The sequence below is a fragment of the Polaribacter atrinae genome (assembly GCF_038023995.1).
GTDB classification, from domain to species: domain Bacteria; phylum Bacteroidota; class Bacteroidia; order Flavobacteriales; family Flavobacteriaceae; genus Polaribacter; species Polaribacter atrinae.
The window spans coordinates 2232579-2259567 of sequence record NZ_CP150660.1; the positions used below are offsets into that span (position 1 = coordinate 2232579).

At 30.5% G+C, this 26989-nt stretch carries 29 protein-coding genes; 17 read left to right on the forward strand and 12 right to left on the reverse strand.

What is annotated here, in order from left to right:
- Positions 1-244: 244 nt before the first annotated feature.
- Positions 245-1024, forward strand: coding sequence for an aspartate dehydrogenase domain-containing protein (locus tag WG945_RS09740; RefSeq protein WP_068447447.1), 780 nt, complete (start codon positions 245-247; stop codon positions 1022-1024).
- On the opposite strand, the gene WG945_RS09745 is transcribed toward WG945_RS09740, so the two are convergent.
- A complete protein-coding gene (locus tag WG945_RS09745; RefSeq protein WP_068447449.1) occupies positions 1011-1925 on the reverse strand; it encodes an NAD(P)-dependent oxidoreductase in 915 nt (304 codons plus the stop codon). The genes WG945_RS09740 and WG945_RS09745 overlap by 14 nt on opposite strands.
- Positions 1926-2241: 316 nt before the next feature.
- On the opposite strand from WG945_RS09745, the gene radA reads away from it, so the two are divergent.
- Positions 2242-3603: a DNA repair protein RadA gene (radA, locus tag WG945_RS09750; RefSeq protein WP_068447451.1), complete on the forward strand. Its 1362-nt coding sequence runs from the start codon at positions 2242-2244 to the stop codon at positions 3601-3603.
- Between the two features lie 201 nt (positions 3604-3804).
- Entirely contained in the window at positions 3805-4593 is a 789-nt protein-coding gene (locus WG945_RS09755) for a hypothetical protein (protein WP_068447452.1), read from the forward strand.
- A 77-nt stretch (positions 4594-4670) separates the two neighbouring features.
- Here WG945_RS09755 and WG945_RS09760 read toward each other — a convergent pair whose 3' ends face one another.
- Together WG945_RS09760 and WG945_RS17760 are read right to left on the reverse strand one after the other, a co-directional pair.
- Positions 4671-5417 carry a uroporphyrinogen-III synthase gene (locus WG945_RS09760; protein ID WP_068447483.1) on the reverse strand — a complete coding sequence of 249 codons (747 nt, stop codon included), beginning with the start codon at positions 5415-5417 and terminating at the stop codon, positions 4671-4673.
- A gap of 17 nt (positions 5418-5434) precedes the next feature.
- Positions 5435-6076, reverse strand: a complete 642-nt coding sequence (locus WG945_RS17760) for a DUF4271 domain-containing protein (RefSeq protein WP_068447485.1) — start codon at positions 6074-6076, stop codon at positions 5435-5437.
- Between the two features lie 82 nt (positions 6077-6158).
- On the opposite strand from WG945_RS17760, the gene WG945_RS09765 reads away from it, so the two are divergent.
- From WG945_RS09765 to WG945_RS09780, 4 genes are all read left to right on the forward strand, one after another.
- Positions 6159-6878 carry a polyprenol monophosphomannose synthase gene (locus tag WG945_RS09765; RefSeq protein WP_068447487.1) on the forward strand — a complete coding sequence of 240 codons (720 nt, stop codon included), beginning with the start codon at positions 6159-6161 and terminating at the stop codon, positions 6876-6878.
- A gap of 4 nt (positions 6879-6882) precedes the next feature.
- A complete protein-coding gene (locus WG945_RS09770) occupies positions 6883-7344 on the forward strand; it encodes a GNAT family N-acetyltransferase (protein ID WP_068447490.1) in 462 nt (153 codons plus the stop codon).
- 87 nt (positions 7345-7431) lie between these two features.
- Positions 7432-8772, forward strand: coding sequence for a dihydroorotase (locus WG945_RS09775; RefSeq protein ID WP_068447491.1), 1341 nt, complete (start codon positions 7432-7434; stop codon positions 8770-8772).
- A 1-nt stretch (position 8773) separates the two neighbouring features.
- On the forward strand, positions 8774-9238 hold the full coding sequence (locus WG945_RS09780) for a DUF4296 domain-containing protein (RefSeq protein ID WP_068447493.1): 465 nt from the start codon (positions 8774-8776) through the stop codon (positions 9236-9238).
- Here the strand turns inward: WG945_RS09780 and WG945_RS09785 are convergent.
- Entirely contained in the window at positions 9207-10232 is a 1026-nt protein-coding gene (locus WG945_RS09785) for an NAD-dependent epimerase/dehydratase family protein (RefSeq protein ID WP_068447496.1), read from the reverse strand. The genes WG945_RS09780 and WG945_RS09785 overlap by 32 nt on opposite strands.
- A 185-nt stretch (positions 10233-10417) precedes the next feature.
- Between WG945_RS09785 and tyrS the strand changes: the two genes are divergently transcribed.
- Positions 10418-11710, forward strand: a complete 1293-nt coding sequence (tyrS, locus tag WG945_RS09790; RefSeq protein ID WP_068447498.1) for a tyrosine--tRNA ligase — start codon at positions 10418-10420, stop codon at positions 11708-11710.
- 116 nt (positions 11711-11826) lie between these two features.
- On the opposite strand, the gene WG945_RS09795 is transcribed toward tyrS, so the two are convergent.
- From WG945_RS09795 to WG945_RS09810, 4 genes are all read right to left on the reverse strand, one after another.
- Entirely contained in the window at positions 11827-12279 is a 453-nt protein-coding gene (locus WG945_RS09795; protein WP_068447500.1) for a YHS domain-containing (seleno)protein, read from the reverse strand.
- 59 nt (positions 12280-12338) lie between these two features.
- Positions 12339-13118 (reverse strand): alpha/beta fold hydrolase, encoded by a 780-nt coding sequence (locus WG945_RS09800; protein ID WP_068447502.1) that lies wholly within the window; start codon positions 13116-13118, stop codon positions 12339-12341.
- 77 nt (positions 13119-13195) lie between these two features.
- Positions 13196-13411 carry a hypothetical protein gene (locus tag WG945_RS09805; protein WP_231874476.1) on the reverse strand — a complete coding sequence of 72 codons (216 nt, stop codon included), beginning with the start codon at positions 13409-13411 and terminating at the stop codon, positions 13196-13198.
- Positions 13412-13435: 24 nt separating this feature from the next.
- On the reverse strand, positions 13436-13798 hold the full coding sequence (locus WG945_RS09810; RefSeq protein ID WP_231874478.1) for a hypothetical protein: 363 nt from the start codon (positions 13796-13798) through the stop codon (positions 13436-13438).
- Between the two features lie 129 nt (positions 13799-13927).
- Between WG945_RS09810 and WG945_RS09815 the strand changes: the two genes are divergently transcribed.
- Both WG945_RS09815 and brnQ read left to right on the forward strand, forming a co-directional pair.
- Positions 13928-15496 carry a serine hydrolase gene (locus WG945_RS09815; protein WP_068447504.1) on the forward strand — a complete coding sequence of 523 codons (1569 nt, stop codon included), beginning with the start codon at positions 13928-13930 and terminating at the stop codon, positions 15494-15496.
- A 1-nt stretch (position 15497) separates the two neighbouring features.
- Positions 15498-16772 carry a branched-chain amino acid transport system II carrier protein gene (brnQ, locus tag WG945_RS09820; RefSeq protein WP_068447506.1) on the forward strand — a complete coding sequence of 425 codons (1275 nt, stop codon included), beginning with the start codon at positions 15498-15500 and terminating at the stop codon, positions 16770-16772.
- Between the two features lie 84 nt (positions 16773-16856).
- Here brnQ and WG945_RS09825 read toward each other — a convergent pair whose 3' ends face one another.
- Positions 16857-18113 (reverse strand): flippase, encoded by a 1257-nt coding sequence (locus tag WG945_RS09825; RefSeq protein WP_068447508.1) that lies wholly within the window; start codon positions 18111-18113, stop codon positions 16857-16859.
- Positions 18114-18184: 71 nt separating this feature from the next.
- On the opposite strand from WG945_RS09825, the gene WG945_RS09830 reads away from it, so the two are divergent.
- Positions 18185-19171 carry a helix-turn-helix transcriptional regulator gene (locus WG945_RS09830; RefSeq protein ID WP_068447511.1) on the forward strand — a complete coding sequence of 329 codons (987 nt, stop codon included), beginning with the start codon at positions 18185-18187 and terminating at the stop codon, positions 19169-19171.
- Positions 19172-19791: 620 nt separating this feature from the next.
- On the opposite strand, the gene WG945_RS09835 is transcribed toward WG945_RS09830, so the two are convergent.
- Together WG945_RS09835 and ribB are read right to left on the reverse strand one after the other, a co-directional pair.
- Positions 19792-20367 carry a Crp/Fnr family transcriptional regulator gene (locus tag WG945_RS09835; RefSeq protein ID WP_068447513.1) on the reverse strand — a complete coding sequence of 192 codons (576 nt, stop codon included), beginning with the start codon at positions 20365-20367 and terminating at the stop codon, positions 19792-19794.
- Positions 20368-21030: a 3,4-dihydroxy-2-butanone-4-phosphate synthase gene (gene ribB / locus WG945_RS09840; RefSeq protein WP_068447515.1), complete on the reverse strand. Its 663-nt coding sequence runs from the start codon at positions 21028-21030 to the stop codon at positions 20368-20370.
- Between the two features lie 170 nt (positions 21031-21200).
- On the opposite strand from ribB, the gene WG945_RS09845 reads away from it, so the two are divergent.
- The 4 genes from WG945_RS09845 to WG945_RS09860 all read left to right on the forward strand — a co-directional run bounded on the left by WG945_RS09845 (position 21201) and on the right by WG945_RS09860 (position 24074).
- Entirely contained in the window at positions 21201-22040 is an 840-nt protein-coding gene (locus WG945_RS09845; RefSeq protein ID WP_068447516.1) for a helix-turn-helix domain-containing protein, read from the forward strand.
- Positions 22041-22516: 476 nt separating this feature from the next.
- Positions 22517-22831 (forward strand): thioredoxin, encoded by a 315-nt coding sequence (gene trxA, locus WG945_RS09850; RefSeq protein ID WP_068447518.1) that lies wholly within the window; start codon positions 22517-22519, stop codon positions 22829-22831.
- A gap of 279 nt (positions 22832-23110) precedes the next feature.
- Positions 23111-23659: a carboxymuconolactone decarboxylase family protein gene (locus WG945_RS09855; RefSeq protein WP_068447520.1), complete on the forward strand. Its 549-nt coding sequence runs from the start codon at positions 23111-23113 to the stop codon at positions 23657-23659.
- Positions 23660-23699: 40 nt separating this feature from the next.
- Positions 23700-24074 (forward strand): plastocyanin/azurin family copper-binding protein, encoded by a 375-nt coding sequence (locus WG945_RS09860; protein WP_068447522.1) that lies wholly within the window; start codon positions 23700-23702, stop codon positions 24072-24074.
- A gap of 60 nt (positions 24075-24134) precedes the next feature.
- Here the strand turns inward: WG945_RS09860 and ppk2 are convergent, their stop codons facing one another.
- Positions 24135-24935: a polyphosphate kinase 2 gene (gene ppk2, locus WG945_RS09865; RefSeq protein ID WP_068447524.1), complete on the reverse strand. Its 801-nt coding sequence runs from the start codon at positions 24933-24935 to the stop codon at positions 24135-24137.
- A 167-nt stretch (positions 24936-25102) separates the two neighbouring features.
- Here ppk2 and WG945_RS09870 point away from each other — a divergent pair, with 167 nt between their 5' ends.
- Entirely contained in the window at positions 25103-25882 is a 780-nt protein-coding gene (locus WG945_RS09870; protein WP_068447526.1) for an alpha/beta fold hydrolase, read from the forward strand.
- Positions 25883-25994: 112 nt separating this feature from the next.
- Positions 25995-26963: a sugar kinase gene (locus tag WG945_RS09875; protein WP_231874480.1), complete on the forward strand. Its 969-nt coding sequence runs from the start codon at positions 25995-25997 to the stop codon at positions 26961-26963.
- The last annotated feature ends 26 nt before the right edge of the window (positions 26964-26989 follow it).

The window sequence follows — 26989 nt, forward strand, 5'->3', positions numbered from 1 at the left end:
CTAAAGGTCGCGCTTTCACTACTCGCTTTTTTCTTTTGCTAAAAAACTAGCAAAAGAAAAAGAGCTCAAACATGTCGTTCAATCGCTAACGCAAACATTTGCTAACTTTTAAGAGAACTCCGTCTTGAGAATGGCTACTTATAAGACCTAGTTTTCATTTAACTATTCAATAACTTTTTATAATTGCCTTAACTTTAAAAAAGCAATATGTTTGCCGTTATGAAAAAAAAAAAAAACATTAGCAATTGTAGGTTGCGGCGGACTTGCAAGCATCGTTGTACAAGCTTTAGATAAAGGCTTGTTGCCAGATTTTCAAATTATCGGCACATACTCTAGGACTTTCAATAAAGCCTTGATTTTTTCGAACCATATTAACAATGCCGATAGAAGTTACACCTGTACTCCATGTCATTCACTTGAAGAATTATTAAAGCTTAAACCAGATTATCTTGTAGAAGCATCTTCTCCAGATTCTTTAAAAGAAATAGCATTGCCAACGCTAAAAAACGGAACATCAATAGTAACAATTTCTATTGGAGGTCTTGCAGATGCCAATTTTTACGAAGAGGTTAAAAAAACAGCTTTAGAATATGGTACACGAGTTCATATTGCATCAGGAGCCGTTGGAGGATTCGACGTATTAAGAACCGTGTCTTTAATGGAAGAAAGCGAAGTGACTTTCGAATCTACAAAATCGCCAAGAGCCATGAGAAATAGCCCAGTTTATAATCCTGTTATAGAAACGCAAGAACACACATCCTTTAAAGGTACTGCTGTAGAAGCCATCGCACTTTTTCCAAGACAAGTAAACGTTTCTGTAGCAGCTGCATTGGCTTCAACAGGACCAGAAAACGTAAAGGTCTCCATTAAAACTGCCCCAGAATTTGTTGGCGATAACCATCGTATAGAAATAAAAAGCCAGGAAATTCATGCCGTTTTAAACATTTATAGTCAAACGGCAAAAATTGCTGGCTGGAGTATTGTTAATACATTGCGAAATATTACTTCGCCTATTGCTTTTTAAAGTAAGTAGTTAAATTAGCTAACACCTTTTCACTTAACCTAACAAACGCTTGCTGTGTTCTACCTGTAGAAACTTCTAAGCAATTAACTTTAGGATTATTTAAAAGCTCTTTATCACCTAAAGCGCCAAGAGTATCACAATATACGGCATTGTCACCTGCTGCTAGCCACTTATTAAAAGGCTCAGCATCCCAAGCAGGTGATGATCCTGTATTGAATAATATTTTATGATTACCAAATTTAATAAACTCGTTTTCATGCAATAAAACAGTGTTTTTATTTAAACAAGCAATCACTACTTCATTTTCTTTCATTAGTTCTTCTAGTGGTAAAAACTCATAGCCTTTGGCTTTAGCATCTTGTTTTTCGCTTCTAGCAAAATAAGTGATTTCTGCACCTAAAAAGTGAAGTGCATCCGCAACCATACCTCCAGATTTACCCAAACCTACAATCCCTACTTTTAGTCCTGTAATCTCTCTTGGAATTCCGCCCCAAGCATTTCTTGGTTTACCATCAGAAGTAGTTCCAAAACCATGTAAACATCTTACCAACTCACTAATTACATATTCCACAACTCCCTTATCTCCATAATCACGCACACCAGTAACGGTAATACCACGAGAATTTGCATAGTTAATATCTACATTAGCACTTTCTGACGCATACAACGAACAGCACATACCTATATATCTTATGTTCGGACAACGCTCTAAAATTTCTTTTGTTAATGTAGTAGTATAACTTAACAAAACACCATCTGCATCACCAATACGCGCTACAATCTCATCGTCAGTTGTTGGTCTGTCTGTGTATAATAGTAGGTTTTCTGTTAAAGATTCTAATTTTATATTAACCGACTCAATTAACTCTAAAGGCTCTATTCCTATAAGTTTTTTAAACATAATTCACTATTTTATTTGTTGTAAATGAAAGGAAGCAACATAAGAAATATACCCTATAAGAACTAATTTTTAACGGAACTTTATACTCTTATTAATACCAGATATTTTTGGGCGTTCCCTAAAAAGGTCGCGCTTTCACTACTCGCTTTTTTCTTTTGCAAAAAAACAGCAAAATAAAAAGAGCTTAAACATACCGTTCAATCGCTAACGCAACTATTTGCTACGAATAAGAAAACTTCTTTTATTAAAAATTTAAAATTATCTGCCTATAAACTTTGTAACTTTGTTGCTTTTCAAACTTTGAAACTCTTTTAAAATGGCTAAAACCAAAACAACTTTTTTCTGTCAGAACTGTGGAACTCAACATGCTAAATGGGTAGGACAATGTGGTGCCTGTAAAGAATGGAATACCATTGTAGAAGAAGTAGTTCAAAAAGAAGAAAAACGCGTTTGGAAACAATCTACTACAGCAAAACAAACCGTAAATAAACCTTTAAAAGTTGCGGACATTCAATTAAACCCAGAAGAAAGAATTGTTACCAACAATAATGAATTAGATACCGTTTTAGGTGGCGGATTGGTAAAAGGTTCTGTTACTCTTTTAGGTGGTGAACCCGGAATTGGAAAATCGACTTTATTATTGCAAGTTGCCTTAAATATTAGCCAAAAAGTTCTATATGTTTCTGGTGAAGAAAGTCAATCTCAAATAAAAATGAGAGCAGAAAGGCTAGAAGCAAACAACTCAAATTGTTTAATCTTAACAGAAACGAACACGCAAAATATCTTCAAAAATATTGAAGAAACAATGCCAGATGTTTTGGTAATAGATTCCATACAAACTTTACATACAAGTTCTATAGAAGCTTCTCCTGGAAGTATTTCTCAAATTAGAGAAACTGCTGCAGAATTGATTAAATATGCCAAAGAAACTGCGACTCCGGTTTTATTAATTGGACACATCAATAAAGACGGAAACATTGCTGGCCCCAAAATTTTAGAACACATGGTAGATGTTGTTTTACAGTTTGAAGGAGACAGAAACCATACTTACAGAATATTACGAAGCCAGAAAAACAGATTCGGATCTACATCAGAATTAGGAATTTATGAAATGCTTTCTAACGGATTACGAGAAATTTCTAATCCATCAGAAATACTAATTTCTAAGAAAGATGCAGATTTAAGCGGAACCGCAATTGCAAGTACTTTAGAAGGTATTAGACCTTTAATGATAGAAATACAAGCTTTGGTTTCTACAGCGGTTTACGGAACACCTCAACGTTCTACAACGGGTTACAATTTAAAAAGATTAAACATGATTTTAGCGGTTCTAGAAAAAAGAGCTGGCTTTAAATTAGGTGCAAAAGATGTCTTTTTAAATATCACTGGAGGAATAAATGTAGACGACCCAGCAATAGATTTAGCAGTTGTAGCTGCAATTTTATCCTCTAACCAAGACGTGGCAATTAATCCAAATGTATGTTTTGCTGCAGAAGTTGGTTTGGCAGGAGAAATAAGACCTGTTTCTAAAATTGATCAAAGAATTACAGAAGCAGAAAAATTAGGTTACAAAACCTTAGTTGCATCTAAATACAATAAGATTTCTTCTAAAAACCACGGAATAAGATTGGTTCTAGTTGGTAAAATTGAAGAGGCTTTTGCTACTTTGTTTGCTTAGGATTCACTAATCAAAATTTATAATATCAAATATTTCATAAAGGACTTTATATCCTCAATGAGTAAACTCCAAATTTCAAATTAAAAAATCATTTGTTTTTCGGATTGAGTTCATATCTAATGCTATTGTTATACAATTAATCTTAAAAAGGTTTCATATTTGAACATTATAACTAAATATTATTAACTTAAATCAATAAATATGAAATTAAGAATATTAAGTATTATCTGTTTAACCTTAATAACACTTGTAGGCTGTAAAGAGACTAAAAAGGATAAAGCGAACGATACTCCTGAAAAAAGTACAAATATTACCTTAGAAAAATTAGAAAACTCACCAGAATACGCTGCAGCTTCACTTAAAATGATAACACCAAGTGAAACAGAAATAAAAACTGTTGGCGAAACTGCTTTTAATTTTGAAGTAAATAATTACGAATTAGGAGTATTAACACAAAGTAAAAATGCAGAGCTTTTAGCAAATTCAGAAAAAGGACAACATATTCATTTTATTTTAAACAATGAACCATATTCTGCGCATTATGAGTCAACATTTAAAAAAGATATGCCTAATGGAGTACATCATTTGGTTGCATTTTTAAGCAGGTCTTATCATGAGTCTGTTAAAAACGAAAATTCTGTAGTGGTTAAAAAATTAATCGTTGGAGAAGATACTAAAGATGATAAAAATTTAGATATAAGCGCACCAACACTTATTTATAGTCGCCCAAAAGGAGAATATACCAGAAAAGATACAGAGAATCTATTACTAGATTTTTTCGTATTAAATACACAACTTTCAAAAAATGGCACTAAAGTTCGTGCAACGATTAACGAGAAAGAATTTATAATAACAGAATGGGCACCACAGGTAATTAAAGGTTTACCAAAAGGAAAAGTTTCTATAAAATTAGAGTTAATAGATGCAGAAGGAAATTTAATTCCTGGGCCTTTTAATAGTGTTGATAGAACAGTTACTTTAAAAGAGTAATTAAATTTATAACTAAAAAAAATCATAAAAAAAACCAAGCAAAAATGCTTGGTTTTTTTTATGATTTTTAAGAAATATTACTTCTTATTTACCAATTTAATATACTTATCTAAAGCCATTGTCATAGAAGGTGTTTCTGGTGACGGCGCTGTAATATCACATTTAAAACCTGCATCTGTAACTGCTTTAACAGTAGAGTTACCAAAAGCTGCTATTCTAGTTTTATTCTGCTGAAAGTTTGGAAAGTTCTTTAATAGTGACTCTATTCCTGATGGACTAAAAAACACCAAAACATCATAAAATACATCTTCTAAATCAGACAAATCGCTCACTACAGTACGGTATAAATCTAATCGCTTCCAGTTGATTCCTAAACTATCTAATTCCTCAGGAATTAATGGTTTTAATTTATCTGAACTTGGTAATAAAAATTTTTCTGATTTATGTTTCTTAATTAACTTTGTTAAATCTGGAAATGTTCTTGTACCTACATAAATTTTTCGCTTTCTGTACACAACATATTTTTGTAAGTAATAAGCAACAGCTTCAGACTGACAAAAATATTTCATAGCATCTGGCACTTTAAATCGCATTTCTTCTGCAATTCTAAAAAAGTGATCAACAGCATTTCTACTTGTTAAAATAATAGCGGTAAAGTTATGTAAATCAACTTTTTCTCCTCTTACTTCTTTGACAGAGATACCTTCTACATGAATAAAAGGTCTAAAGTCTATCTTGACTTTTTGCTTATCAGACAGATCAAAATAAGGGGAAGTTTCTGTCTTTGGTTCTGGTTGCGATACTAAGATCGTTTTCACTTTCATATGCTTCTTTTTTCTAGTTAAAATAGCAATCTAAACAGTATAAATAGCGGCGCTATTTCGAAGGCGCAAAGGTACAAAATAAAATAAAACAACTCGCTAAAAATCAGCTTTTTATTAATGACCGCATGAAATATAAAACGAACGGAAAATAATAGGGCCGAAAAATAGACTAAAAAAAGTGTATTTAATTGAGAATATTCTACTAAAACAATAGCTATAAGTAGAAAAAAGGATACCGAATACAAATAAATAGATTTAGAAACTAAAAAGAAATCTAGCTTTTTATCGATCTTAAAAATCACAGAAAGCAAGAATTCTAACAACCTTTTTATTGTCAAATAAGAAAAAACAACTCCCAAAATTTTTAAAAAAGTGTAAAATCCTTGTTCGGAAGAAGAATTATAATGCAAATAAATTTTATACGATAATAAAGAAAGAATTGTTATAGAAAAAACAAAAACTACGTTTTTAAAAGGATTAAAAAAAGAGCTATTCTCCTCAATTTCAGACTCAACAAAACTTTTATTTAATAAAGAAGACACACTACCTTTTAACCTTACAGTACTTAACCCTCTTAATAGAAAAATACAGGCAAGAAGGCACACCAATAATATGGTAATCCAACTGTTATCAACTATTACTCTTTCTACTGCTTGCACCTATTTTTGTTTTGGTAAGATTAACACAAAATTAGTAATTAAAAAATGTATATTTGTCTACTTACTACATGAAATTTTATTTATGTCAGACGCGTTAGTCATAATACCTACTTATAACGAAAAAGAAAACATAGAAGTTATTATTAGAGCCACCTTTAACCAAAAAAAAGAGTTTCATATTTTGGTTGTAGATGATAATTCTCCTGATGGAACCTCAAAAATAGTAGAAAACTTAATTTTAGAATTTCCAAATCAACTTTTTTTAGAAAAAAGGATTGGTAAAAGTGGTTTAGGCACCGCTTACATACATGGTTTTAAGTGGGCTATTGCTAAAAAATATGACTATATTATAGAAATGGATGCCGACTTTTCTCACAACCCAAAAGATTTAATTCGCTTATATAAAGCTTGTAAAAAAAAGGGGGCAGATGTATCTGTAGGCTCTAGGTACTCACAAGGAGTGAATGTTGTAAACTGGCCAATGAAAAGAATTCTACTATCTTATTTTGCGTCTAAATACGTGCGTTTTATTACTAGAATCCCGGTTTTTGATACTACTGCAGGTTTTGTCTGCTGGAAAAGAAACGTACTAGAAACCATACAATTAGACAAAATAAAATTTATAGGATATGCTTTTCAAATAGAAATGAAATTTAAAGCATGGAAACATGGTTTTAACATAAAAGAAGTCTCTGTAATTTTTACAGATAGAACCTTAGGAACCTCTAAAATGAATGGAAATATTATTTCTGAGGCTTTGTTTGGCGTGATAAAAATGAAATTAAAAGGGTTACCAAAATAAGTCTATGCATAAAACTTCTATTAGAACCGCTAATTTAAAAGATTTAGAAACACTATTAGAGTTTGAACAAGGGGTTGTAGCTGCTGAAAAACCTTTAGATCCTTTTTTAGGTGATGGTAAATTGTCTTATTACAATATACCTGAATTAATTTCTAATAAAGACATTTATTTTATTGTAGCTGTTTCTAACAATCAATTAATTGCTTCTGGCTACCTAAGAATAGAAAATTCTAAACAATATCATAAAAACCCAAAACATGGTTATATTGGTTTTATATTTGTAAAACCAGCTTTTAGAGGAAATAAAATTAGCAATTTAATTTTAGAAGCTTTAAAAGATTGGGCGGTAAAAAAAGACTTGAAAGAATTAAGATTAGATGTGTATAACACTAATTCTGCAGCAATAAAATCTTATGAACGCTTTGGTTTTACAAAAATCTTAGTGAACATGAAAATGAGTATTTAATAGATAGAAATAGTAAAAAAACAATTAAAAACTTTACTAACTTTGCCAAAATCAGCAAAGTATTTTCAGTAAAAATAATTATATAAAATGGCGAAATCGACTTTAATAAAAAACGCAAGAATCGTAAATGAAAACAACACTTTTTTAGGTGATGTTTTTATAGAAAACGGAATTATAAAAGAAATTTCATCAGACATAACAACAACAGAAAATGTTGAAATTATTGATGCTGAAGGTAAATTTTTAATCCCTGGTTTTATTGATGATCAAGTGCATTTTAGAGAACCTGGCTTAACACATAAAGCTAATATTGCTACAGAAAGTAGAGCTGCGGTTGCTGGCGGAATTACTACTTTTATAGAAATGCCAAACACGGTACCACAAGCTACAACACAAGATTTATTGGAAGATAAATTTACAATAGCAGCAAACGATTCTTACGCTAATTATTCTTTTATGTTTGGTGGTACAAACGATAACTTAGAAGAATTATTAAAAACAGATCCTAAAAGAGTAGCCGGAATTAAATTATTCTTAGGCTCTTCTACAGGAAACATGTTGGTTGATAATGAAGAAATTCTAGAGAAAATTTTCTCATCAACAAAAATGATTATTTCTGTACATTGTGAAGATGAAGCAACCATCAGAAAAAATACACAAGAGTTTGTTGATAAATACGGAGAAGATATTCCAGTAAAATATCACCCTATTATTAGAAGTGAAGAAGCGTGTTATTTATCATCTTCTAAAGCAATTGAACTAGCGAAAAAAACAGGTGCACGTTTGCATATTTTCCATGTATCAACAGCAAAAGAAACCGAGCTTTTTAGAAACGATATTCCTTTAGAAGAAAAGCAAATTACTGCAGAAGTTTGTGTGCACCACTTATGGTTTTCTGATAAAGATTATGAAGAAAAAGGAACCCATATTAAATGGAATCCGGCGGTAAAAACAGAAAAAGACAGACTTGGCTTATGGGAAGCACTGTTAGATGATAGAATTGATGTTTTAGCAACAGACCACGCACCTCATACTTTAGAAGAAAAAACAAATGTATATACAAAAGCACCAAGTGGCGGACCTTTAGTACAACATGCAGTTATTGCTCTTTTAGAAAAAGTAAAAGAAGGTGTTATTTCTATTGAAAAATTGGTTGAAAAAATGAGCCATAATCCTGCAAAATTATTTCAAATTGAAAAACGTGGCTTTATTAAAGAAGGCTATTTTGCAGATATCGTTTTAATTGATAACAACAAGCCACAAACCGTTTCTAAAGACAATATTTTATACAAATGTGGTTGGTCTCCTTTTGAAGGCACTACTTTTTCATCAACCATAACGCATACTTTTGTAAATGGAAATTTAATTTATAATAATGGTGTCTTTAATGATAATATTAAAGGAAAACGCCTGACCTTTAATCGTTAATATGAAAAAATTCAGTTATTTTTTTGTTTTTCTTTTCTTGGCTTCTTGTACAAGTAACACCATTTTTAAAGAACCAGAAGACCTCATCCCGAGAGATACAATGACCTTATTACTTGGGGACATGATGATTGCTTCTTCTGCAAAATTTGTACAAAACAAAAACGAGCAAAAGAAAGTTAATTACATGGCTTTTATATATGATAAATATAAAATTGATAGCCTACGTTTTCAAAGTAGCAACTTATACTATACCTCTAAAATAGATTTATACGAGGAAATGATTACAGATGTTAAAAAAAACTTAGAAGAAAAAAAAGATTTTTATAATAAAGTAAGCTCACGAAAAGATTCTATTAGAAAAGACTCTATTAAAAAAATTGGAAAAAAGTTAAAAAAATTAGATTCTATAAAAAAGGCAGAAAAGATTTTAAATCCTAATTTAGAGGAATTTCAGATAAAGATTTAACGTATTTCTGAGACACCTCTTTAATAACAGTATCAATTTTCTCAAATTGAAAAGGGATCGTTTTTTTAATTTTTTCTGAGGAGTATTTAGACACCGAATGTGCACTCCTTGCTGAATATTTACTCAATAACGGTTCTTTTCTTGAAACTAGAGATAATACCCAAGAAACCTTCCAAAAAATTGCGGTTTGCCAAGGCTTAATATTATTTGTTGGTCTTTTTTTACCAAAAGCATCTGCAATAGAAAAGAAAATTTCTTTAAAAGATTTATTCTCCGAAACTAAAATAAAATGCTCATTTTTAACGCTAGAATTCATCAGTTTAATCATAGCATCAACAACATCTTTTACACCTACAAAACCAGTAACTCCCTCTGTATAGTACTTTAAACCATTATACACTTGAGAGAATATTTTACCAGAACCAGCTGCAAAAAAACCACTTCCTAAAATAACTCCTGGGTTTACAATAACTACATCTACTCCTTCTTGGCTTGCTCTCCAAATTTCCATTTCTGCGCCAAATTTCGTTATAGAATATCCACTATTATCTGATTCGGGGTTCCATTCATTCTCTTCGGTAATAAGCTCACCTTTTAGAGAATCTCCAACAGAAGCAATAGAACCTACAAAACAAATTTTATTCACTTTTGCATCAATAGCAAGGTTTACAATAATTGCGGTTCCGTGAATATTTACTTTACGCATTTCTCTATAATCTTTCGGATTAAAAGAAATAAATGCTGCACAGTGATATACTTTTTCAACGCCAATAAAAGCAGGAATCATAGATGGAACATCTGTTATGTCTGCTTTAAACCATTCTATTTTAGAAATTAAAGCAGCAGCATCATCCGTATAATAAGAAAAGACTTGTTGTACTTTTTTAATTCTTTCTTCAGAACGGTAAATAGCACGTATTTTTTCATCATTTTTAAGTAAATGATATAACAAATGTGCACCAACTAAACCTGTTCCTCCAGTAACTAAAATCATACCGCGAATTTATGATATTTTCATTGATAAGTTTATCTTTGCATAATGAAAAATAGCAAATAAATAATTGCTATAAGATGTCAAATTAAGCTTGTCTAGGCTGATAATTTAAATTATCGAGACACAAAACTTAGACAAGCTTAGTTTGACATTCGTATTTTGAATTGAATTAATTTAGACTTATAATGACAAATTTTGTTGAAGAATTACGCTGGCGTGGGTTATTGCATGATATTATGCCAGATACAGAAGAATATTTATTAAAAAATAAAACTGCCGGTTATATTGGTTTCGATCCAACTGCAGACTCTCTACATATTGGTAGTTTGGTACAAATTTTCATTTTGAAACACTTTCAAAATGCAGGTCATAACCCAATTGCATTAATTGGTGGCGCAACAGGTATGGTAGGAGACCCTTCTGGAAAATCTGCAGAACGTAATTTGTTAGACGAAGCTACTTTAGCAAAAAATGTTGCGGGTGTTAAAGAAAATTTAGAACGTTTTTTAAATTTTGATGCTACCGCAGAAAACAAAGCAGAATTGGTAAATAACTACGATTGGATGAAAGATATTTCATTAATCGATTTTGTAAGAGATACAGGAAAACACATTACTGTAAACTACATGATGGCTAAAGATTCTGTAAAGAAACGTTTGAGTTCTGAATCTTCTGTTGGTATGAGTTTTACAGAATTTACGTACCAATTATTTCAAGGATACGATTTTTATCATTTATACCAAGAGAAAAATTGTAGACTACAAATGGGTGGTTCAGACCAGTGGGGAAACATTACTACAGGTACAGAATTAATCCGTAGAAAAGCACAAGGAAAAGCGTATGCAATTACAGTGCCTTTAGTTACAAAAGCAGACGGAACAAAATTTGGTAAAACAGAAGGCGGAAATGTTTGGTTAAACACAGACAGAACTTCTCCTTATAAATACTACCAATATTGGTTAAATTCTTCTGATGAAGATGCAGAAAACTTTATTAAAAAGTTTACATTTTTAGATAAAGAAACTATAGAAAACTTAATTGCAGAGCATAAAGAAAATCCGCATTTACGTTTATTACAAAAAACACTTGGTGAAGAAGTTACTACTTTAACACACGGAAAAGAAGCGTTTGAGAATGCTTTAAAAGCTTCTAATATTTTATTTGGTAAATCTACTGCTTCTGACTTAAAGTCTTTAGATGAACAAACATTTTTAGATGTTTTTGATGGCGTACCACAAGCTACCGTATCTGCTACCGATATTGAAGAAGGTTTAGATATGATTGGTGCTTTGGCTGCCAAAACAAACTTTTTAGGATCTAACGGAGACGCTAGAAGAGCATTAAAAGAAAATGCAATTTCTGTAAACAAAGAAAAAATAAAAGAAGATTATTCTATTACTAAAGAAGATTTAATCGCAAATAAATATGTGTTATTACAACGTGGTAAAAAAACATATTATTTATTAGTAGTTGAGTAAAGAATAGATCTATTTTAAGTTGTTATTTAGAAATAACACTAGAGTATATAAAAAAAAGAGCTGATTTAATCAGCTCTTTTTTGTTTCCACATTCACAAAATCCCCCGACATTGCTTTCAATCTTCATTATTTATTATTTTTTTCCAGTTTTTATCTGCCTTATCTCTAAGCAACTCTGCTCCTTCTTTCTCCCATAACTCTAACGTATTTGTTCCCCAAGAATTGTAGAATAAATATAATTTTCCGTCTCTAATCTCAAAAGTCTCCGGATCTATAGAAACTTTTTCTCCTTTTGCACCAATTGCATACGCACAATATCCTCCATAAGCAGGAACGTATTTTTTAGGTGATTTATTAAAAATTGCTAAATTTTCTTTTGATGAAAACTTAAATTGTACGTCGTCGTATGTTGTTGTAAAATTCTTTTCTCCTTTTTCTGCTTTATTATTAAAATAAGAAACTACATCGTACCCTTCTGCTACAAAACCTTTTTTTGTATTGTAATCTATATCTTGAGCGGATATAATTGTAGAAGTTACTAAAAAAAATAGTAATATAAACTGTTTCATCGATTTCGGTTTTACGCTTGGTCGAAGAGAATTTAAACAAATTACAGTAAATAATAAGATTAACAGTTCTTTAGGAAATCTTTTAAAACAAAAATTAATTCTTGTGTGTTTTCAATATGACTCATATGTCCGTCAGGAAAAATAACCAACTCAGAATTGGTTTTTTCAGCTTCCTCTTTAGAAGTTTCTAAATCTAAAACAAGATCCTTTTCACCAACAATAATCATTTTTTTAAAATGATTATCTGTTAAAACAGCATTAGTGTTTAGGCGCAATTTCATACCTTCATTTGCTGCAACATACCCTTGTAAAGAAGTTTGTAAAGCTGCTGTTTTTATGGCTTCTATTTCTTCTTTAAATTGCAATAAATTTTCTTGATTAAATAAATTTGAAATGGACATTTTAACCATACTTTCAAAATTATTTTGAACCATTTTATTTGCTCTAATTCTTATTTTTTTTCGTTCTTCAGAATCTTCATTAGAAGTTGAATTTAATAAGCATAATCCCTTTATTTTAGAGGGATTCATTTTGGAAATAATTAAAGAAACATAGCCTCCTAAAGAATGGCCAACCAAAATAAATTTTCTAATTTTTAAGTGCTTCAAAACTGCTTCCACAGTTTTAGCAAATAACTCCATAGAATGTACATAACCCAAACAGTCAGATTTTCCGTGACCTAGTAAATCAATCGTAATTACTCTGTTTCTTTTGGTTAATTCTGGAGTAATTTTATCCCACATCGTGGAATTCTCTAAAAAACCATGAATCAAAACTACAGCAGTTCCTTTTCCTTGATCGGTATAAAAAACATTGGCGTTTTTATAATCTAAAATCATCGTCAATAAATTCGAAGTTATTCAACCCTAACAGGGTTTAAAACCCTGTTAGGACTACTTAGTAAAACTATACTACACTAAATGTTTAACCATTTTTCTATAGCAATACTATCAATTTTTTGTTGGTGCGAATCTATAAAATTTTCTTTTGTATCAAATTGATAAATTACTTTATCTTTTTCAATCGCAGATTTTTTGTCTAAAATTATAGAAGAGTATGAACTCCAAGGATAATCTTTCAATTTTTTAACAAAATCATGCTGAATAGGATTATTATGAATATATAAAATCAAATTTTTTAGATAGGTTTCATCTTTTCACTCTATTCTTCGAAATGGTTTTTCTAACAAAGAGCCATGTCGCTTATTTTGTTTATTAATAGCTTGTACATAAGCATTAAAAAAATGAGAAAATTGTTGAGACGGTTTTTTAGTTGCTTTTTCTTTATCAATAGAAAAGTAAGCACAAATTTCTGATTCAGTTCTAATTTTCACTAATAAATGAAAATGATTTCTTAACAAGCACCAAGCAAAAGTTTCCGCAACAGGAAAGATATATTTTTTATATAATTTTAAAAAATAGCGATAGTTTTCATCAGAATAAAACAAATCTTCACCATTAATTCCTCTATTATAAATATGATAGAAGTGATCTAACCTAATGGTTTCTATTTCTCGCATTTTTAATTTTTACTGACACAAGCCCTAAAAGGAGTTCAAACCCTTTTAGAACTCCTATAATATTTATAAAATATCATCTTTAAAGATATGAAAAATATGTATATTTCAAGGATAAAAATTACCTCAATAATGTACAGCTTTAAACATGCAACTATTTCCATTTTAGTACTATTAATCACCTCTTTTTTAACCATTAATAGTAACGCACAAATAGCAGAAAAAAAACTCGATAATTTAGTAGAAGAAACTTTAAAAACCTTTGATGTACCTGGTATTTCTGTCGGAATTTTAAAAGATGGAAAAATAGTGTACGCAAAAGGTCACGGAGTTCGTTCTTTAACCAACAAAAAAGACATGAACGAAAATACCTTAGTTGGTATTGCTTCTAACAGTAAAGGGTTTACTTGTTTTGCTTTGGCGATGATGGTAGATGCAGGAAAATTAAATTGGGACGATAAGGTAAGAAAACACATTCCGGAATTTCAATTATACGACGCTTGGGTAACGGAACAATTTACCGTGAGAGATTTGGTAACACACAGAAGCGGAATGGGTTTAGGCGCTGGAGATTTAATGTTTTTTCCGGAAGGAAATGATTTTCATGTTGCCGATGTAATTAACAATGTAAAATATTTAAAACCAGAAACCTCTTTTAGAAGCAAATTTGCATACAACAACAATATGTTTATTATTGCGGGAGAAGTTTTAAAACGTGTAAGTGGTCTTTCTTGGGAAGAATTTATTGAAACTAAAATTATGAAGCCTGTTGGCATGAGCAACAGTAAAGCGTCTTATAATAGAGTTACAAACAGTACTAATATTATTGATGCACATACAAGAGCAGAAGGAAAAGTGATTCAGATTCCGCATGATTGGAGCGAAACTGCAAATCCTGCAGGCGGAATTATGAGTAACGTAAACGACATGCTTACGTGGGCAAATTTTTTAATGAATGACGCAGTTACAAAAAACGGAACACGTTTATTAAGCGAAACACAATTTCATGAGCTTTGGCAATTACAAACTCCTTTACCTGTTAGAAAAGGCGATGCTTACAACTCTAATTTTAAAGGTTATGGTTTAGGTTGGTTTTTAACGGATGTAAAAGGCGGTTACAAACAAGTATACCACACAGGTGGTTTATTAGGTACCGTAACTCAGTTTACAATGATTCCAGATTTAGACTTGGCAATTATTGTATTAACCAATCAAATGAATGGAAGCGCTTTTAATACCGTTACAAATACAATTAAAGATGCTTATTTAGGGTATGAAGATAGAAATTGGATTGGAAAATTAGGAACAAACAACACCAAGTTTTTAAAATATAATGATAGTTTAAAAACTGTTATTTATAATAAAGTAGAAGTTGCTAAAAAAGACATGAGTTTACCTAAACCAGGTCAGATTGTAGGGACCTATAAAGACAATTGGTTTGGAAACATTATTATTACGAATGACGGAACTTCTTACCGTATAAAATGTGAACGTTCTTCTAAATTAGTTGGACAATTATTTCCATACAACCAAACAACTTACGTTGCAAAGTGGGATAACAGAAGTTTTGATGCAGATGTTTTTGTACAGTTTTCTTTTAATGAAGAAGGAAATGCAACTGGTGCAACTATGAAGTATATTGCACCAATAACAGATTTCAGTTTCGATTTTGGCGACTTAAATCTTAAAAAAGTAAACTAAATTGAATAAGACAAAAGAAATTTGGATTGCAGGTTTTGCATTATTTTCACTCTTTTTTGGAGCAGGAAATTTAATTTTACCTCCTACTTTAGGTGTTAAATCGGGTACAGATTGGTGGATTGTAGTTTTAGGATTTATCTTAACAGCCATCATTATTCCTATTTTTGCAATTTTTGCACACGCTCGGTTACAAGGAACTTTGTACGATTTTGGTAAAAAAGTTTCTCCGGTATTTAGCACGGTCTTTTGTTTTCTTATTTACATAATTGCCGTTGCAATTCCATCGCCAAGAACTGCAGCAGTAACACATGAAATGGCAATTCAACCTTTTTTTAACTCGCCTCCTATTTTAACAAGTATTGTTTACTTTGTTTTGGTATTTATTTTTGCGGTAAACCGTTCTAGAATCATCAGTTTAATCGGTAAATTTTTAACACCTATTATTGTTGTTATTTTATTGGTAATTATTTCGATTGCTATTTTTACAGCAAACGGAACCGTAAATACATCAAACTTTAAAAATCCTTTTGTAGATGGTATTTTAGAAGGTTACCAAACCTTTGACGCTATTGCAGGCGTTGTTGTTGGTGCCGTAATTATTATCTCATTAGATTATAGCAACCACACTACTTTTAACGAAAAAAGAGCGTTGATAAGAAAAGCGGGTTATATATCTGGATTTGGTTTATTACTCATTTACGGAGGCTTAATTTTAAGCGGCTCTTTATTCAGTGCTACCTTTGCAGAAAATGCTACAAGAATTGAAATTTTATCTGGTTTAAGCACACAAACCTTAGGTAATTTAGGAACCACTTTTTTAAGTGTCTTAGTTGCTTTAGCATGTTTTACAACTGCGGTTGGTATTGTAACCGGAACCGCAGATTATATAAAAGGTATTTGTAACAATTCTAAAACGGCATACATAAGTACTGCGGCTGTTTGTAGTGTAATAGGTATTATTGTTGGGAGTTATAATGTTGGTTTTATTATTGATGTTGCTGTACCTGCTTTAATGTTTGTATACCCAATAACAATCGTCTTGATACTACTGAATGTTGTACCAGAAAAGTATACTTCTAAATTGGTTTTTAGAGGTGTTGTTATGGTAACTTTTATCTTTAGTATTACAGACTTTTTAGGGTTTATTATTCCTAGAGAAAACTTAACGGGTATTAAAAATTTTATTCCACTTGCAGAACACAGTTTGGGTTGGGTATTGCCTGCTTTGTTGTTTTTTGTTGGGTTGAATTTGAAGCCAAATAAAGCTCATGAATAAACTTATACTTGTTGGAAACGGCTTTGATTTATTAGAAAACTAACTAGATTCTTTAGTTTTAGGAGACTATGACTTATTGTAACCTTATTTTAAAAAAATGAATTTTAAATGATTTCTGTTTTTACCATCAAAAATTATAAACCCTAAATTGGTAATAAAATGGCTAAAAAGCATAGAAATTGCGGCTCCCATTATTTTGTAAGTAGGAATTAAAAGAAGGCCTAAAATTAAATTCATAAAACAACCTACAATAAATCGATATACATTTTTTTTAAGTTGATTACTATTAATGAGGTGTTTTTCAAAAACCATTCCCAAGAAAATGAATATTGGAGACCAACTAAATATTTTTAGCGGCGTAGCGATAGAAACATAACTTTCATTAAAAAAAGTACTTAAAATAGAGGTTCCAAAAAATGTGTAAAATAATCCTATTAGAACTCCTAATAATAACATGTACTTATACAAAGCGCTTATTTTTTTCTGATATATATTGATATCCGTTTTATAAGATTCTGCCAAAGAAGGATATAATGCGTTAATTATTGAAAAACCAATACTCCAAGTAAGAGCTATAACTAAAAAATCAATGGTAGCAAAAAGACCTATTGCAGCATCTCCAAAATAGTATTTTAAAATAAAATCATCAATAGAAATGTAAAGAGATACTAATAAGTTTGAAAGTATTAAAGGATAAGAGTTTTTTAATAAATATTTTACCATCGATATAGAAAAATATTTATTTTTAAGTTTAATAGCCGTTTTAGTAATAAAAATAAAGCCGTAAATAATTCCTTGCAATAAGAAATCAACAATTAAAAGTGATGCAAAGTATAGAATTCCAAGTTGATGTTCAACCCCATAATATTGCAATAAAACAATACAAAATAAGCTTGAAATTTTACTTATAAAAATATAATTCGTTTTTTTAATAGCATAAAAATAATATTCGAAAACGTCTGTAATCCTTATAAAATAACTAAAACCAATTAAAAAGTAGAGCCAAAATAGTTTGTTACTATTATAAAAGTAATTGTAAATTAAAAGTCCTAGAAAAAACAAAATCCAGCTAAAAAGGCGCAAGTAGAACGCAGTTACTAAAATTTCTTTTGTTTTTTTCGGATTAAAAATAATCTCTCGAATACAAATTGCAGATAAGCCTAAAAATAATACAGGAGCAAAAAAGGCAATAAATGTTTCAGCAAACTTAAGTTTTCCAATATTTAAAACACCAAGTGAATTAAATATTTTAGGAATAATAAAGATACCAACAAGTAACTGAATCAATTTTTCGGCAATAAACCACTTGGTATTAAGAAAATCTTGTTTACTAAAAAGCACAGGTATCAAATATAGAATTGAAGGTATAAAGATTAAACTTTTTTTGTAACCTTGTAACTTAAATTGTTAAAATGTCTCCAGAATTTCTAAGGCGCTACTATATCCTAAAAATTATTACAAATCCAAAAGCTTTTGGTGTGGATAATGATTTATATGTAACGCATAAAGAACTTCAACAAAAACTACAGGATAAACAATCAGAATTTATTGAAAATGAATTTTTAAGTAAATTAAATTCTAATAGTCCAAAAACGGTTCATAGAGATTTCCAATTTATTAAAAATGAGTTTGGTGTTCATATTTCATTAAAAAGAGGCTATGGATATTTTGTTAAAAGCGGTAATGTATCCGAAGAAATTACAGATATTTTTAATAGATGCGAGCACTTATTAATAAGTAAAAAAGCATCAGAAAATCATTCTTGTGTAGCTACAGAAAAATCTTCATTAAATAGTAAGTTAGATTTGTTAGGGCTAATTAATGCCATAGAAAACAAGTATGTAATTCATATAAGTTACAAAGGTTGGTATGATGATAATTGTTTTGAAGAAATTAATAAAAAAGCCTTCCAACCTTTACATTTAAAAGAAAAAGATAAAGCTTGGTATTTGCTTGCGTATTGCCCTATAGATGCTAAAATTACGTCATTTTGTTTAGATGAACGTTTACAGGAAATTAGAATCTTTAAAAGAAAAATGTTAGAAGCAATTCCTTTTGATCATAATGCTTATTTTAAGGATGCAATTGGTATTTTAAATGATCAAACAAAAGCGGAGAAAATTATACTACAAGTTGCCAATCACCATTTAAAATATCTGATAAGTAAACCAATACATGCTAGTCAACGTCTAATTGTTGAGCCTGTAAAATGGAATTCAGAGGTATTAGATTACGCTGATCCTGATATTTGGGGAACGATTGAAGTTGAACTCAAACCAAATTACGAGTTTATAATGGAGATGCTAAAGTTTAACCAATGGGTTAAAATTATTTCACCAAAATCTGTGGTAGATAATTTTAAAGAACACCTTCAATATATTGTAAATTATTATAGGTAATTTTTCGTAAACTCTTTTCGTTTTTTCTTCAAATAGACTTTGTTTGTCTTTTTGACAATTCTATTTTTGAAAATTGATATCTACATATGCCAGTCTTATAAATTAAAACATCCTATGAACGTGAAAGACGAATATATTGCTGATTTTACGAGAGTTCATGGTGTAAATCTAAAAACCGAAAGGTATTTAAATGAGTGGTTTTTGGAATGTAGAATTGTTTAAAAAAATATTATTGGTAATATGGTTCGAAGAACTTTTATTTAAATAAAAATAATTATGAATTTATATTGGGGGATATAAATTTTATTAGAATAAAGAATACGCAAAAGTATCGCGTATTCTTTATTTAAAATTAAAATTTTTACATAGTATTTATTATTACTATTATAGTTAGGTCTTTTGAAAAAGGAAATTAAAAATTGCTATGAATTGTAAAAGGGTTAAATGATGAATTCATTTAACCCTTTTTATTTAAGAAATTTTTTATATCAAGTTGCTGACATTAATTGCTGCCCACTTTTTAATTTTATCTAAAGTTCCCACTACTTTTTACAGTCAACTAATCAAAAAATATGGCAGTGCAAGACATTGTGAATTCATGTTTTGATCGTGTTTTATTTTCAAATTTTAGATTTTATCCTACTCAACGTTTCTTGTGAAATATTAATATAAGAAGCTACAATTTTGTTTGGCAAGCGTTTAACTATATTCGGATTTATTTTAAATAATTGTCTATATCGTTCTGTAGCATCTAGCGTTGTAAATGATATTAATCTTTTAGAATTATTTACATATGCCTTTTCTAAATAAATGTTATAAAAATCTTTCCATTTAGGAACAATGGTCATAAGATGTCTAAAATCATCGTGCGTGATGTATAAAAGTTCACTATTTTCAACAACTTGAATGCTTTCTTGCGCAGGATCCTTGGTTATAAAACTAACCAGTTCTGTCGCAAACTGATTTTCAAATGCAATATAACGCGTTACGTCTTTCCCCTCTTCATTGATGTAAAATAATCTTAAACACCCTTTTTTTACAAAATAACTAGCCTGACTATTTTTACCATTTGAAAGTAAAATGTCATTTTTCCTTTTTTTAATTGTTTTAAAATAAGACAATACTATTTTTAAATCCTCATCATCAATAGTAATATTCTTGTTTATGAAATTAGTGAGTTCTATATTATTTATCATCTAGTTGTAGTCTCTTACAAATTTACGATAATGAATAATATCTTGTATTGTTAACACCATCAAATTGTGTTCTATTACAAATTCTGAAATTGTGTCAATTTTTGCCATGGTTCCGTCATCGTTCATTAATTCGCACAATACGGCTTCTGGTTTTAAACCTGCTAATTTCATTAAATCTACGCTTCCTTCTGTATGACCTTTTCTTTCCAAAACCCCATTATCTTTCGCTCTTAAAGGAAAGATATGGCCCGGTTTTGCTAAATCATTACTATTCGCTTTTTCGTTACTCGCAACTTGTATTGTTGTCAATCTATCTTTAGCAGAAACCCCTGTAGTAACGCCTTCTTTTGCTTCTATAGAAATTGTAAAAGGTGTTTGATAGCTACTCGTGTTTTCTTTTACCATATAAGGTAATTTAAGCGCGTCTGCTTTTTCATTAGGCAAACAAAGACAAACAATACCACTACATTTCCGAATCATCAATGCCATATCATTAATGCTCATATGGTGTGCAGAGAATACTAAATCACCTTCATTCTCTCTATCTTCATCATCCATTAAGATAATTCCATTTCCATTTTTAAGGTGTAATAATGCTTTTTCTAACCGTTCTTCACTGTCTTTACCAAACCTTTGTAATGTATCTAATTCTGTAAGTACCATCTTAAAATCTATTTATTTTTTCGACTGTAAAACTAAGGTTGTCTCAAGTAAAACTATTTGATGTAAGTCAATAAATATATTTATTTTTAAATTGAATAAATTTTACATTTAGAAATAAAACATAAAGTTTCTAACTATTTTTACGACCAACAAACCAAACGAATCTATATATGGCAGTTCAAGACATTGTAAAATATTCCTTTAAAGAAACCTTCTCTGTAAGTACCGTTCAATTCGAAAAAGCTTGTACCATAGATCATTCTGTGCAACAAAACGCCTATTCTATTTATTGGATTCAAGAAGGAAGCGGCACCTACAATATCGATTTTGAAAGCTATACGTTTAATGATAATGTGTTGTTCTTTTTATCACCCGGACAAGTATTTACAGTAGATTCCGAACAAATAAAAACAGCCTACAAACTTACTTTTGTAAGAGACTTTTATTGCGTACAAACCCACGATACAGAAGTAGCTTGCAACGGAATTCTATTCAACAATATATATGAAACGCCGTTTGTACAACCTTGCGAAAAAGACACCAAAAAACTCAACGTTATTTTAGAGAGTCTTATAGAAGAGTTTCAACAAAACGAAACCGCACAGTACGATATGTTGCAATCTTATTTAAAGCAATTTATCATTTCTTCGGTTCGTGTAAAAAAGGAAAACCACCTAATTAAAGAAGACACCGAAACCCGTCTTTTTAAAGATTTTAGTTTGTTAGTAGAGCAGAATTTTAAAACCATGCACTCGGTAACAGACTACGCAAACAGATTAGGACTTTCGCCAAAATCTATTAGTAAACATTTTCAGAAATTGGGTGCAAAAACGCCGTCAGACTTTATTAAAAACCGCATTTTGTTAGAAGCAAAACGTCAGTTAATTTACACCGACAAAACGGTAAAAGAAATTGCCTTTGAGCTTGGTTTTAACGATCCCGCTTATTTTACACGCTTTTTTACCAAAACCATTTTAAAATCTCCTTTGCAATTTAAAAAAGAATATTAACTGTTTATATGTTACCTCAGCTTCATTATAAGATTTCTTTTAAAGACTAATTAACAGTGTTCATTTCGTTTTTTTTATCCAGCTTAGTCATTTCGATCCTTTTGAGAGAAACCTCATAAAGTTTGACTGGTGTTGTGTTATCACCGCTATGAGATTTCTCCTATTGTCGAAATGACAAGTTTGTGGTTTATGTTCTAACTTCACTCAACATTTTTTAATTTTCTTGGGCGTGCCCTTATCAGGTCAGGCTTTCGCAACTCGCTTTTTAAAGTTTTATCAAACTTTAAAAGAGCTTAAACAACTTGCTCTATCCTTCACGCGTGCATTTTTGTCAACTTTTTTTGCCTTGTCCAAACAGTAGGAACTTTTGTCCATTTTTAAACCTCTATCTCGGTTGCATCTTTGCAGTGTGTAACAATAACAACACAACAACAAGATATTTATCCTGCGTTAGCAGCAATAAAAAATAAGAAAAAATGGAAATTCAATTAGAACAAACAGACTTTAATAAGGTTATAGAAAACAACAGTAATGTATTATTAGATTTTTACGCAGAGTGGTGTGGACCTTGTCAAACATTATTGCCAACCATCAACAAATTAGCAGACGAGTTACAGGACAACATTACTATTAAAAAAGTAAATGTTGATGAATACCCAGAAGTAGCAGCAAAGTTTAATATTAGAAATATACCAACATTAATTTTCTTTAAAAACGGAGTACCTGCAGACAGACATACAGGTTTAATTACAGAAAGTAGTTTAAGAAGTAAAATAGACAACTTAAAATAAGCCTTGCAATCATCAAAAAAAAGACAACTTTTTAACGAGTCCAAATCAAAGGAACTTTTGTCCAATTTTAGAGGACGTTATCGGTTGCATCTTTGCAGAGTCAATTAATAACAACAAGAAAACAACAATTATGAAAACAATAGAAAACGCACAATGTCCTAACTGTTGTGGATACCAAACCTACGACGATCAAAACCCAGAACAACAACTTTGCAAATGCGAAGGTTAATATAAAAGCAACACAAAACAGTAATAATAAAACATTTTAAAAATAAAATTATGAGCACATTTAACGTACCAACAAAAAACGAAGTATCAGCAAATAACCAAGCAATCTTTACTCAATTAGAAAAAGGATTAGGTTTTGTACCAAATTTATACGCAGCATTTGCACACAGTGAAACTGCATTAGGTAACTTTTTAGCAATAGGAAACGGAAAAACTAGTTTTTCTGCAAAAGAAAAAGAAGTAATAAACTTAGCCGTAAGTCAAGTAAACGAATGTGTTTATTGTTTATCTGCACACACAGCAATTGGTAAAATGAATGGTTTTACAGAGCCTCAAATTTTAGAATTAAGAGCTGGTGAAGCTTCTTTTGACGCAAAATTAGATGCTTTAGCAAAATTTTCTAGAAGTGTATCTCTAAACAGAGGAGCTGCAACAACAGAAGCAGTAGAAAACTTATACGCAGCAGGATATACAAAAGGAAACTTGGCAGATGCAATTATCTTAATAGGAGAAATTACCATTACCAACTACTTTCACAAAACAACAGATGTTGCCGTAGATTTCCCAGTAGCACAAACATTAGAAGTAGCAACAGTTTAATAAATAATCAATTTTTAATCATTAATAATACACAACAATCATGAAAAAAGTAATCGCAATTTTAGTAGTAGTTTTAGGTTTCGCATTTAGTACAAATGCACAAGATAAAATGGATAAAGCAGCTGTAAAAACAGTTTCTTTAGAACAAACAAAAGGTGAGTTTACTCAGAAACAACTTACATTATCTGAAGGAACTTATATTTTTGAAGTAGCAAACAACAATGTTGGTCATAATGTAGGTTTTGTTTTAGCTCCTAAAGCAGATGCAAAAGCGCACATTAAAAACGCATATGTTACTGCACAAGTAAAAAACAATACTAAAGAAACTTCTAAAGAAGTAACGCTTACAAAAGGAGAATATGTTTATTTCTGTCCTTTAAACCCAACACCACAATATACGTTAATCGTAGAATAGTTTTCTTAATTCAAATAGTGATTGGCGAGCAGAAATGCTCGCCTTTTTTGTGTTTATAAATTAAAATTTTTCTGGCACAAAAGTTTGATAATCCATAGGTGGTCTTACATAAGATTTACCATCTGGTAATGAAGGAAGTTCAATTGGTTGAATATCCATATGTTCATACGGAATCTTACTTAACACATGGCTGATACAGTTTAATCTGGCTTTCTTTTTATTTTCTGAATCTACTACAAACCAAGGCACTTGCTTGGTATCTGTATGTGCAAACATTTGATCTTTTGCCTTCGAATATTCTAACCAACGAGAACGAGATTGTAAATCCATAGGACTAAATTTCCATCGTTTTAAAGGGTTCGAAATACGATTTTTAAAACGTCTTTCTTGTTCCTCGTCACTTACTGAGAACCAGTATTTTAAAACAATAATTCCAGATCTTACCAACATGCGTTCAAACTCTGGACAAGAACGTAAAAACTCATCATATTCATCATCGGTACAAAAGCCCATTACTTTTTCTACGCCTGCCCTATTGTACCAACTTCTATCAAACAACACAATTTCTCCTGCTGCAGGTAAATATTGCACGTAACGCTGAAAATACCATTGCGATTTTTCTTTTTCTGTAGGTACGCCCAATGCAACCACTTTACAAATTCTAGGATTTAAAGGCTCTGTAAATCGTTTAATGGTTCCTCCTTTTCCAGAAGCGTCTCTTCCTTCAAAAAGAATGACCACTTTTAATCCTTGGTTTTTAACCCATTCTTGCATATGCACCAACTCTGTGTGCAATATTTTTAATTCTTGATCGTAATTAAATTTCTTTTTCTTACTATTTGAAGTCGTTTCTTTATCCATCTATGCAATCTACGAAAAATCAAAAAAACATGAAATAGAATTGTTTTAGAGCTGCTATTTTAAATTAATTATAAATAATAAAAGTTCAGAAAAACAATTAAAAACCACATCAAAATTAAAAGTCTTATTTTTGCATTTCCATTTTAATAGATATCAAAAATAAATATTTGCTAAACTACTATTCATATCCACATACAACCTCTAAAGAATGGGTAACCTTTGTTCATGGAGCAGGAGGCAGCAGCTCTATCTGGTTTAAACAAGTAAGAGATTTTAGAAGACATTTTAATGTTTTAATTTTAGATTTACGTGGGCATGGAGATAGCAAACCAACATTAAAAGATACTTTTAAAGCTAAATATACTTTCGACTCTATTACGGCAGATATTGTTGAAGTGATTGATCATTTAAAAATTGAAAAATCTCATTTTATTGGTATTTCTTTAGGTACTATTCTTATTAGAAATCTTGCAGAAAAAAGACCAGAAATGGTAAAAAGCATGATTATGGGTGGTGCTATTATAAAAATGAATTTCCGCTCTCAAGTTTTAATGAAAGTTGGTAATATTTTTAAATCTGTAGTACCTTATATGTTACTTTACAAACTTTTTGCATTTATTATAATGCCAAAGAAAAATCATAAAAACTCTAGATTGTTATTTGTTAATGAAGCCAAGAAATTATATCAAAGAGAATTTTTACGCTGGTTTAAATTAACCTCAGAAATTAACCCACTTTTACGTTTTTTTAGAACAAAAGATATTAAAATACCTACGCTATATGTTATGGGTGCAGAAGATCATTTGTTTTTACCTTCTATAAAAAACATTGTTGCCAAACATGTAACTTCATCACTTTTTGTTATAGAAAATTGTGGTCATGTTGTAAATGTAGAGCAACCAGAAATGTTTAACAACCAAACAATTCGTTTTATTACATCTTTATAGTTCTAGAAGCTTAATTCAATATAAAACACTTCTTTAATAGATTTTTATACGGTATATTTACCTTTTAAATACATCTATTATGAATCAGATAATTACATTTTGAGAAGTTTTAATGCGAATTTCGCCGTCAGGAAACAAAAAATTTATTCAATCTAACCAAGTAGAATTTTACTTTGGTGGTACAGAATTAAATGTAGGTATTTCTGTAGCAAATTTTGGAGCAGACGTAAAACATATTTCATGTGTTTCTGATGATTTTATAGGAGATACAGCAATTTCTTTTCTAAGAAAATTTGACGTTAGTACTTCTGCAATTGTTCGTTCTAGCAGACCTTTAGGGGTTTATTTTTTAGAAGTTGGTGCAGTTATGAGACCAAGTTCTATTTCTTACAATAGGTCTCATTCTTCTTTTTCTGAAATTCAACCAGAAATGGTAAACTGGGAAAAATCTTTAAAAAAAGGAAAATGGTTTCATTGGACAGGGATTACGCCTGCACTTTGTAAAGGTGGTTATGAAACTTTAAAAGAGGGATTAATTCTTGCCCAAAAAAAAGGTATGGGAATTTCTGCAGATCCAACGTATAGAAGTGGTTTATGGAAATGGGGAGGAATTCCGAAAGAAGTTTTATCAGAATTAGTGAACTATTCTACCGTTTTTATTGGAGGTGTAAATGAGATAAATGAACTTTTAGAGACCAATTATTCTTATTCGAATGAAGATTTTATTGAAGCCAGTAATCAATTAATGGAGAAATATCCTACCATAGAAAAAGTGTTCGATAAAATAAGAACTTCTATCAATTCTTCTTGGCATAAAATTAGAGCAAGAATGTGGAATGGTAAAGAATTTAAAGAAACCCAAGATCTAGACATCACACATATTGTAGACAGAATTGGTACTGGTGATGCTTTTGCTGCTGGAATAATTCATGGTTTACAAAAATTTGATGACTTTAAAACGATGCAATTTGGTAGTGCAGCTTGTGCTATTAAACACACCTATTTAGGCGATATTAATTACGCAAACGAAAAAGAAGTAATGAGTATTCTAGAAGGTAATACCACAGGTAGATTGCAGTGATAAGAATCTAAAAAATACAATACATT

Coding starts and splice junctions, on each gene's coding strand:
- WG945_RS09745 (WP_068447449.1), bottom strand. CDS start 1,925: ATGTTTAAAAAACTTATAGGAATAGAGCCTTTAGAGTTAATTGAGTCG.
- radA (WP_068447451.1), top strand. CDS start 2,242: ATGGCTAAAACCAAAACAACTTTTTTCTGTCAGAACTGTGGAACTCAA.
- WG945_RS09755 (WP_068447452.1), top strand. CDS start 3,805: ATGAAATTAAGAATATTAAGTATTATCTGTTTAACCTTAATAACACTT.
- WG945_RS09760 (WP_068447483.1), bottom strand. CDS start 5,417: ATGAAAGTGAAAACGATCTTAGTATCGCAACCAGAACCAAAGACAGAA.
- WG945_RS09765 (WP_068447487.1), top strand. CDS start 6,159: ATGTCAGACGCGTTAGTCATAATACCTACTTATAACGAAAAAGAAAAC.
- WG945_RS09770 (WP_068447490.1), top strand. CDS start 6,883: ATGCATAAAACTTCTATTAGAACCGCTAATTTAAAAGATTTAGAAACA.
- WG945_RS09775 (WP_068447491.1), top strand. CDS start 7,432: ATGGCGAAATCGACTTTAATAAAAAACGCAAGAATCGTAAATGAAAAC.
- WG945_RS09780 (WP_068447493.1), top strand. CDS start 8,774: ATGAAAAAATTCAGTTATTTTTTTGTTTTTCTTTTCTTGGCTTCTTGT.
- WG945_RS09785 (WP_068447496.1), bottom strand. CDS start 10,232: ATGATTTTAGTTACTGGAGGAACAGGTTTAGTTGGTGCACATTTGTTA.
- tyrS (WP_068447498.1), top strand. CDS start 10,418: ATGACAAATTTTGTTGAAGAATTACGCTGGCGTGGGTTATTGCATGAT.
- WG945_RS09795 (WP_068447500.1), bottom strand. CDS start 12,279: ATGAAACAGTTTATATTACTATTTTTTTTAGTAACTTCTACAATTATA.
- WG945_RS09800 (WP_068447502.1), bottom strand. CDS start 13,118: ATGATTTTAGATTATAAAAACGCCAATGTTTTTTATACCGATCAAGGA.
- WG945_RS09810 (WP_231874478.1), bottom strand. CDS start 13,798: ATGCGAGAAATAGAAACCATTAGGTTAGATCACTTCTATCATATTTAT.
- WG945_RS09815 (WP_068447504.1), top strand. CDS start 13,928: ATGTACAGCTTTAAACATGCAACTATTTCCATTTTAGTACTATTAATC.
- WG945_RS09830 (WP_068447511.1), top strand. CDS start 18,185: ATGTCTCCAGAATTTCTAAGGCGCTACTATATCCTAAAAATTATTACA.
- WG945_RS09835 (WP_068447513.1), bottom strand. CDS start 20,367: ATGATAAATAATATAGAACTCACTAATTTCATAAACAAGAATATTACT.
- ribB (WP_068447515.1), bottom strand. CDS start 21,030: ATGGTACTTACAGAATTAGATACATTACAAAGGTTTGGTAAAGACAGT.
- WG945_RS09845 (WP_068447516.1), top strand. CDS start 21,201: ATGGCAGTTCAAGACATTGTAAAATATTCCTTTAAAGAAACCTTCTCT.
- trxA (WP_068447518.1), top strand. CDS start 22,517: ATGGAAATTCAATTAGAACAAACAGACTTTAATAAGGTTATAGAAAAC.
- WG945_RS09855 (WP_068447520.1), top strand. CDS start 23,111: ATGAGCACATTTAACGTACCAACAAAAAACGAAGTATCAGCAAATAAC.
- WG945_RS09860 (WP_068447522.1), top strand. CDS start 23,700: ATGAAAAAAGTAATCGCAATTTTAGTAGTAGTTTTAGGTTTCGCATTT.
- ppk2 (WP_068447524.1), bottom strand. CDS start 24,935: ATGGATAAAGAAACGACTTCAAATAGTAAGAAAAAGAAATTTAATTAC.
- WG945_RS09875 (WP_231874480.1), top strand. CDS start 25,995: ATGCGAATTTCGCCGTCAGGAAACAAAAAATTTATTCAATCTAACCAA.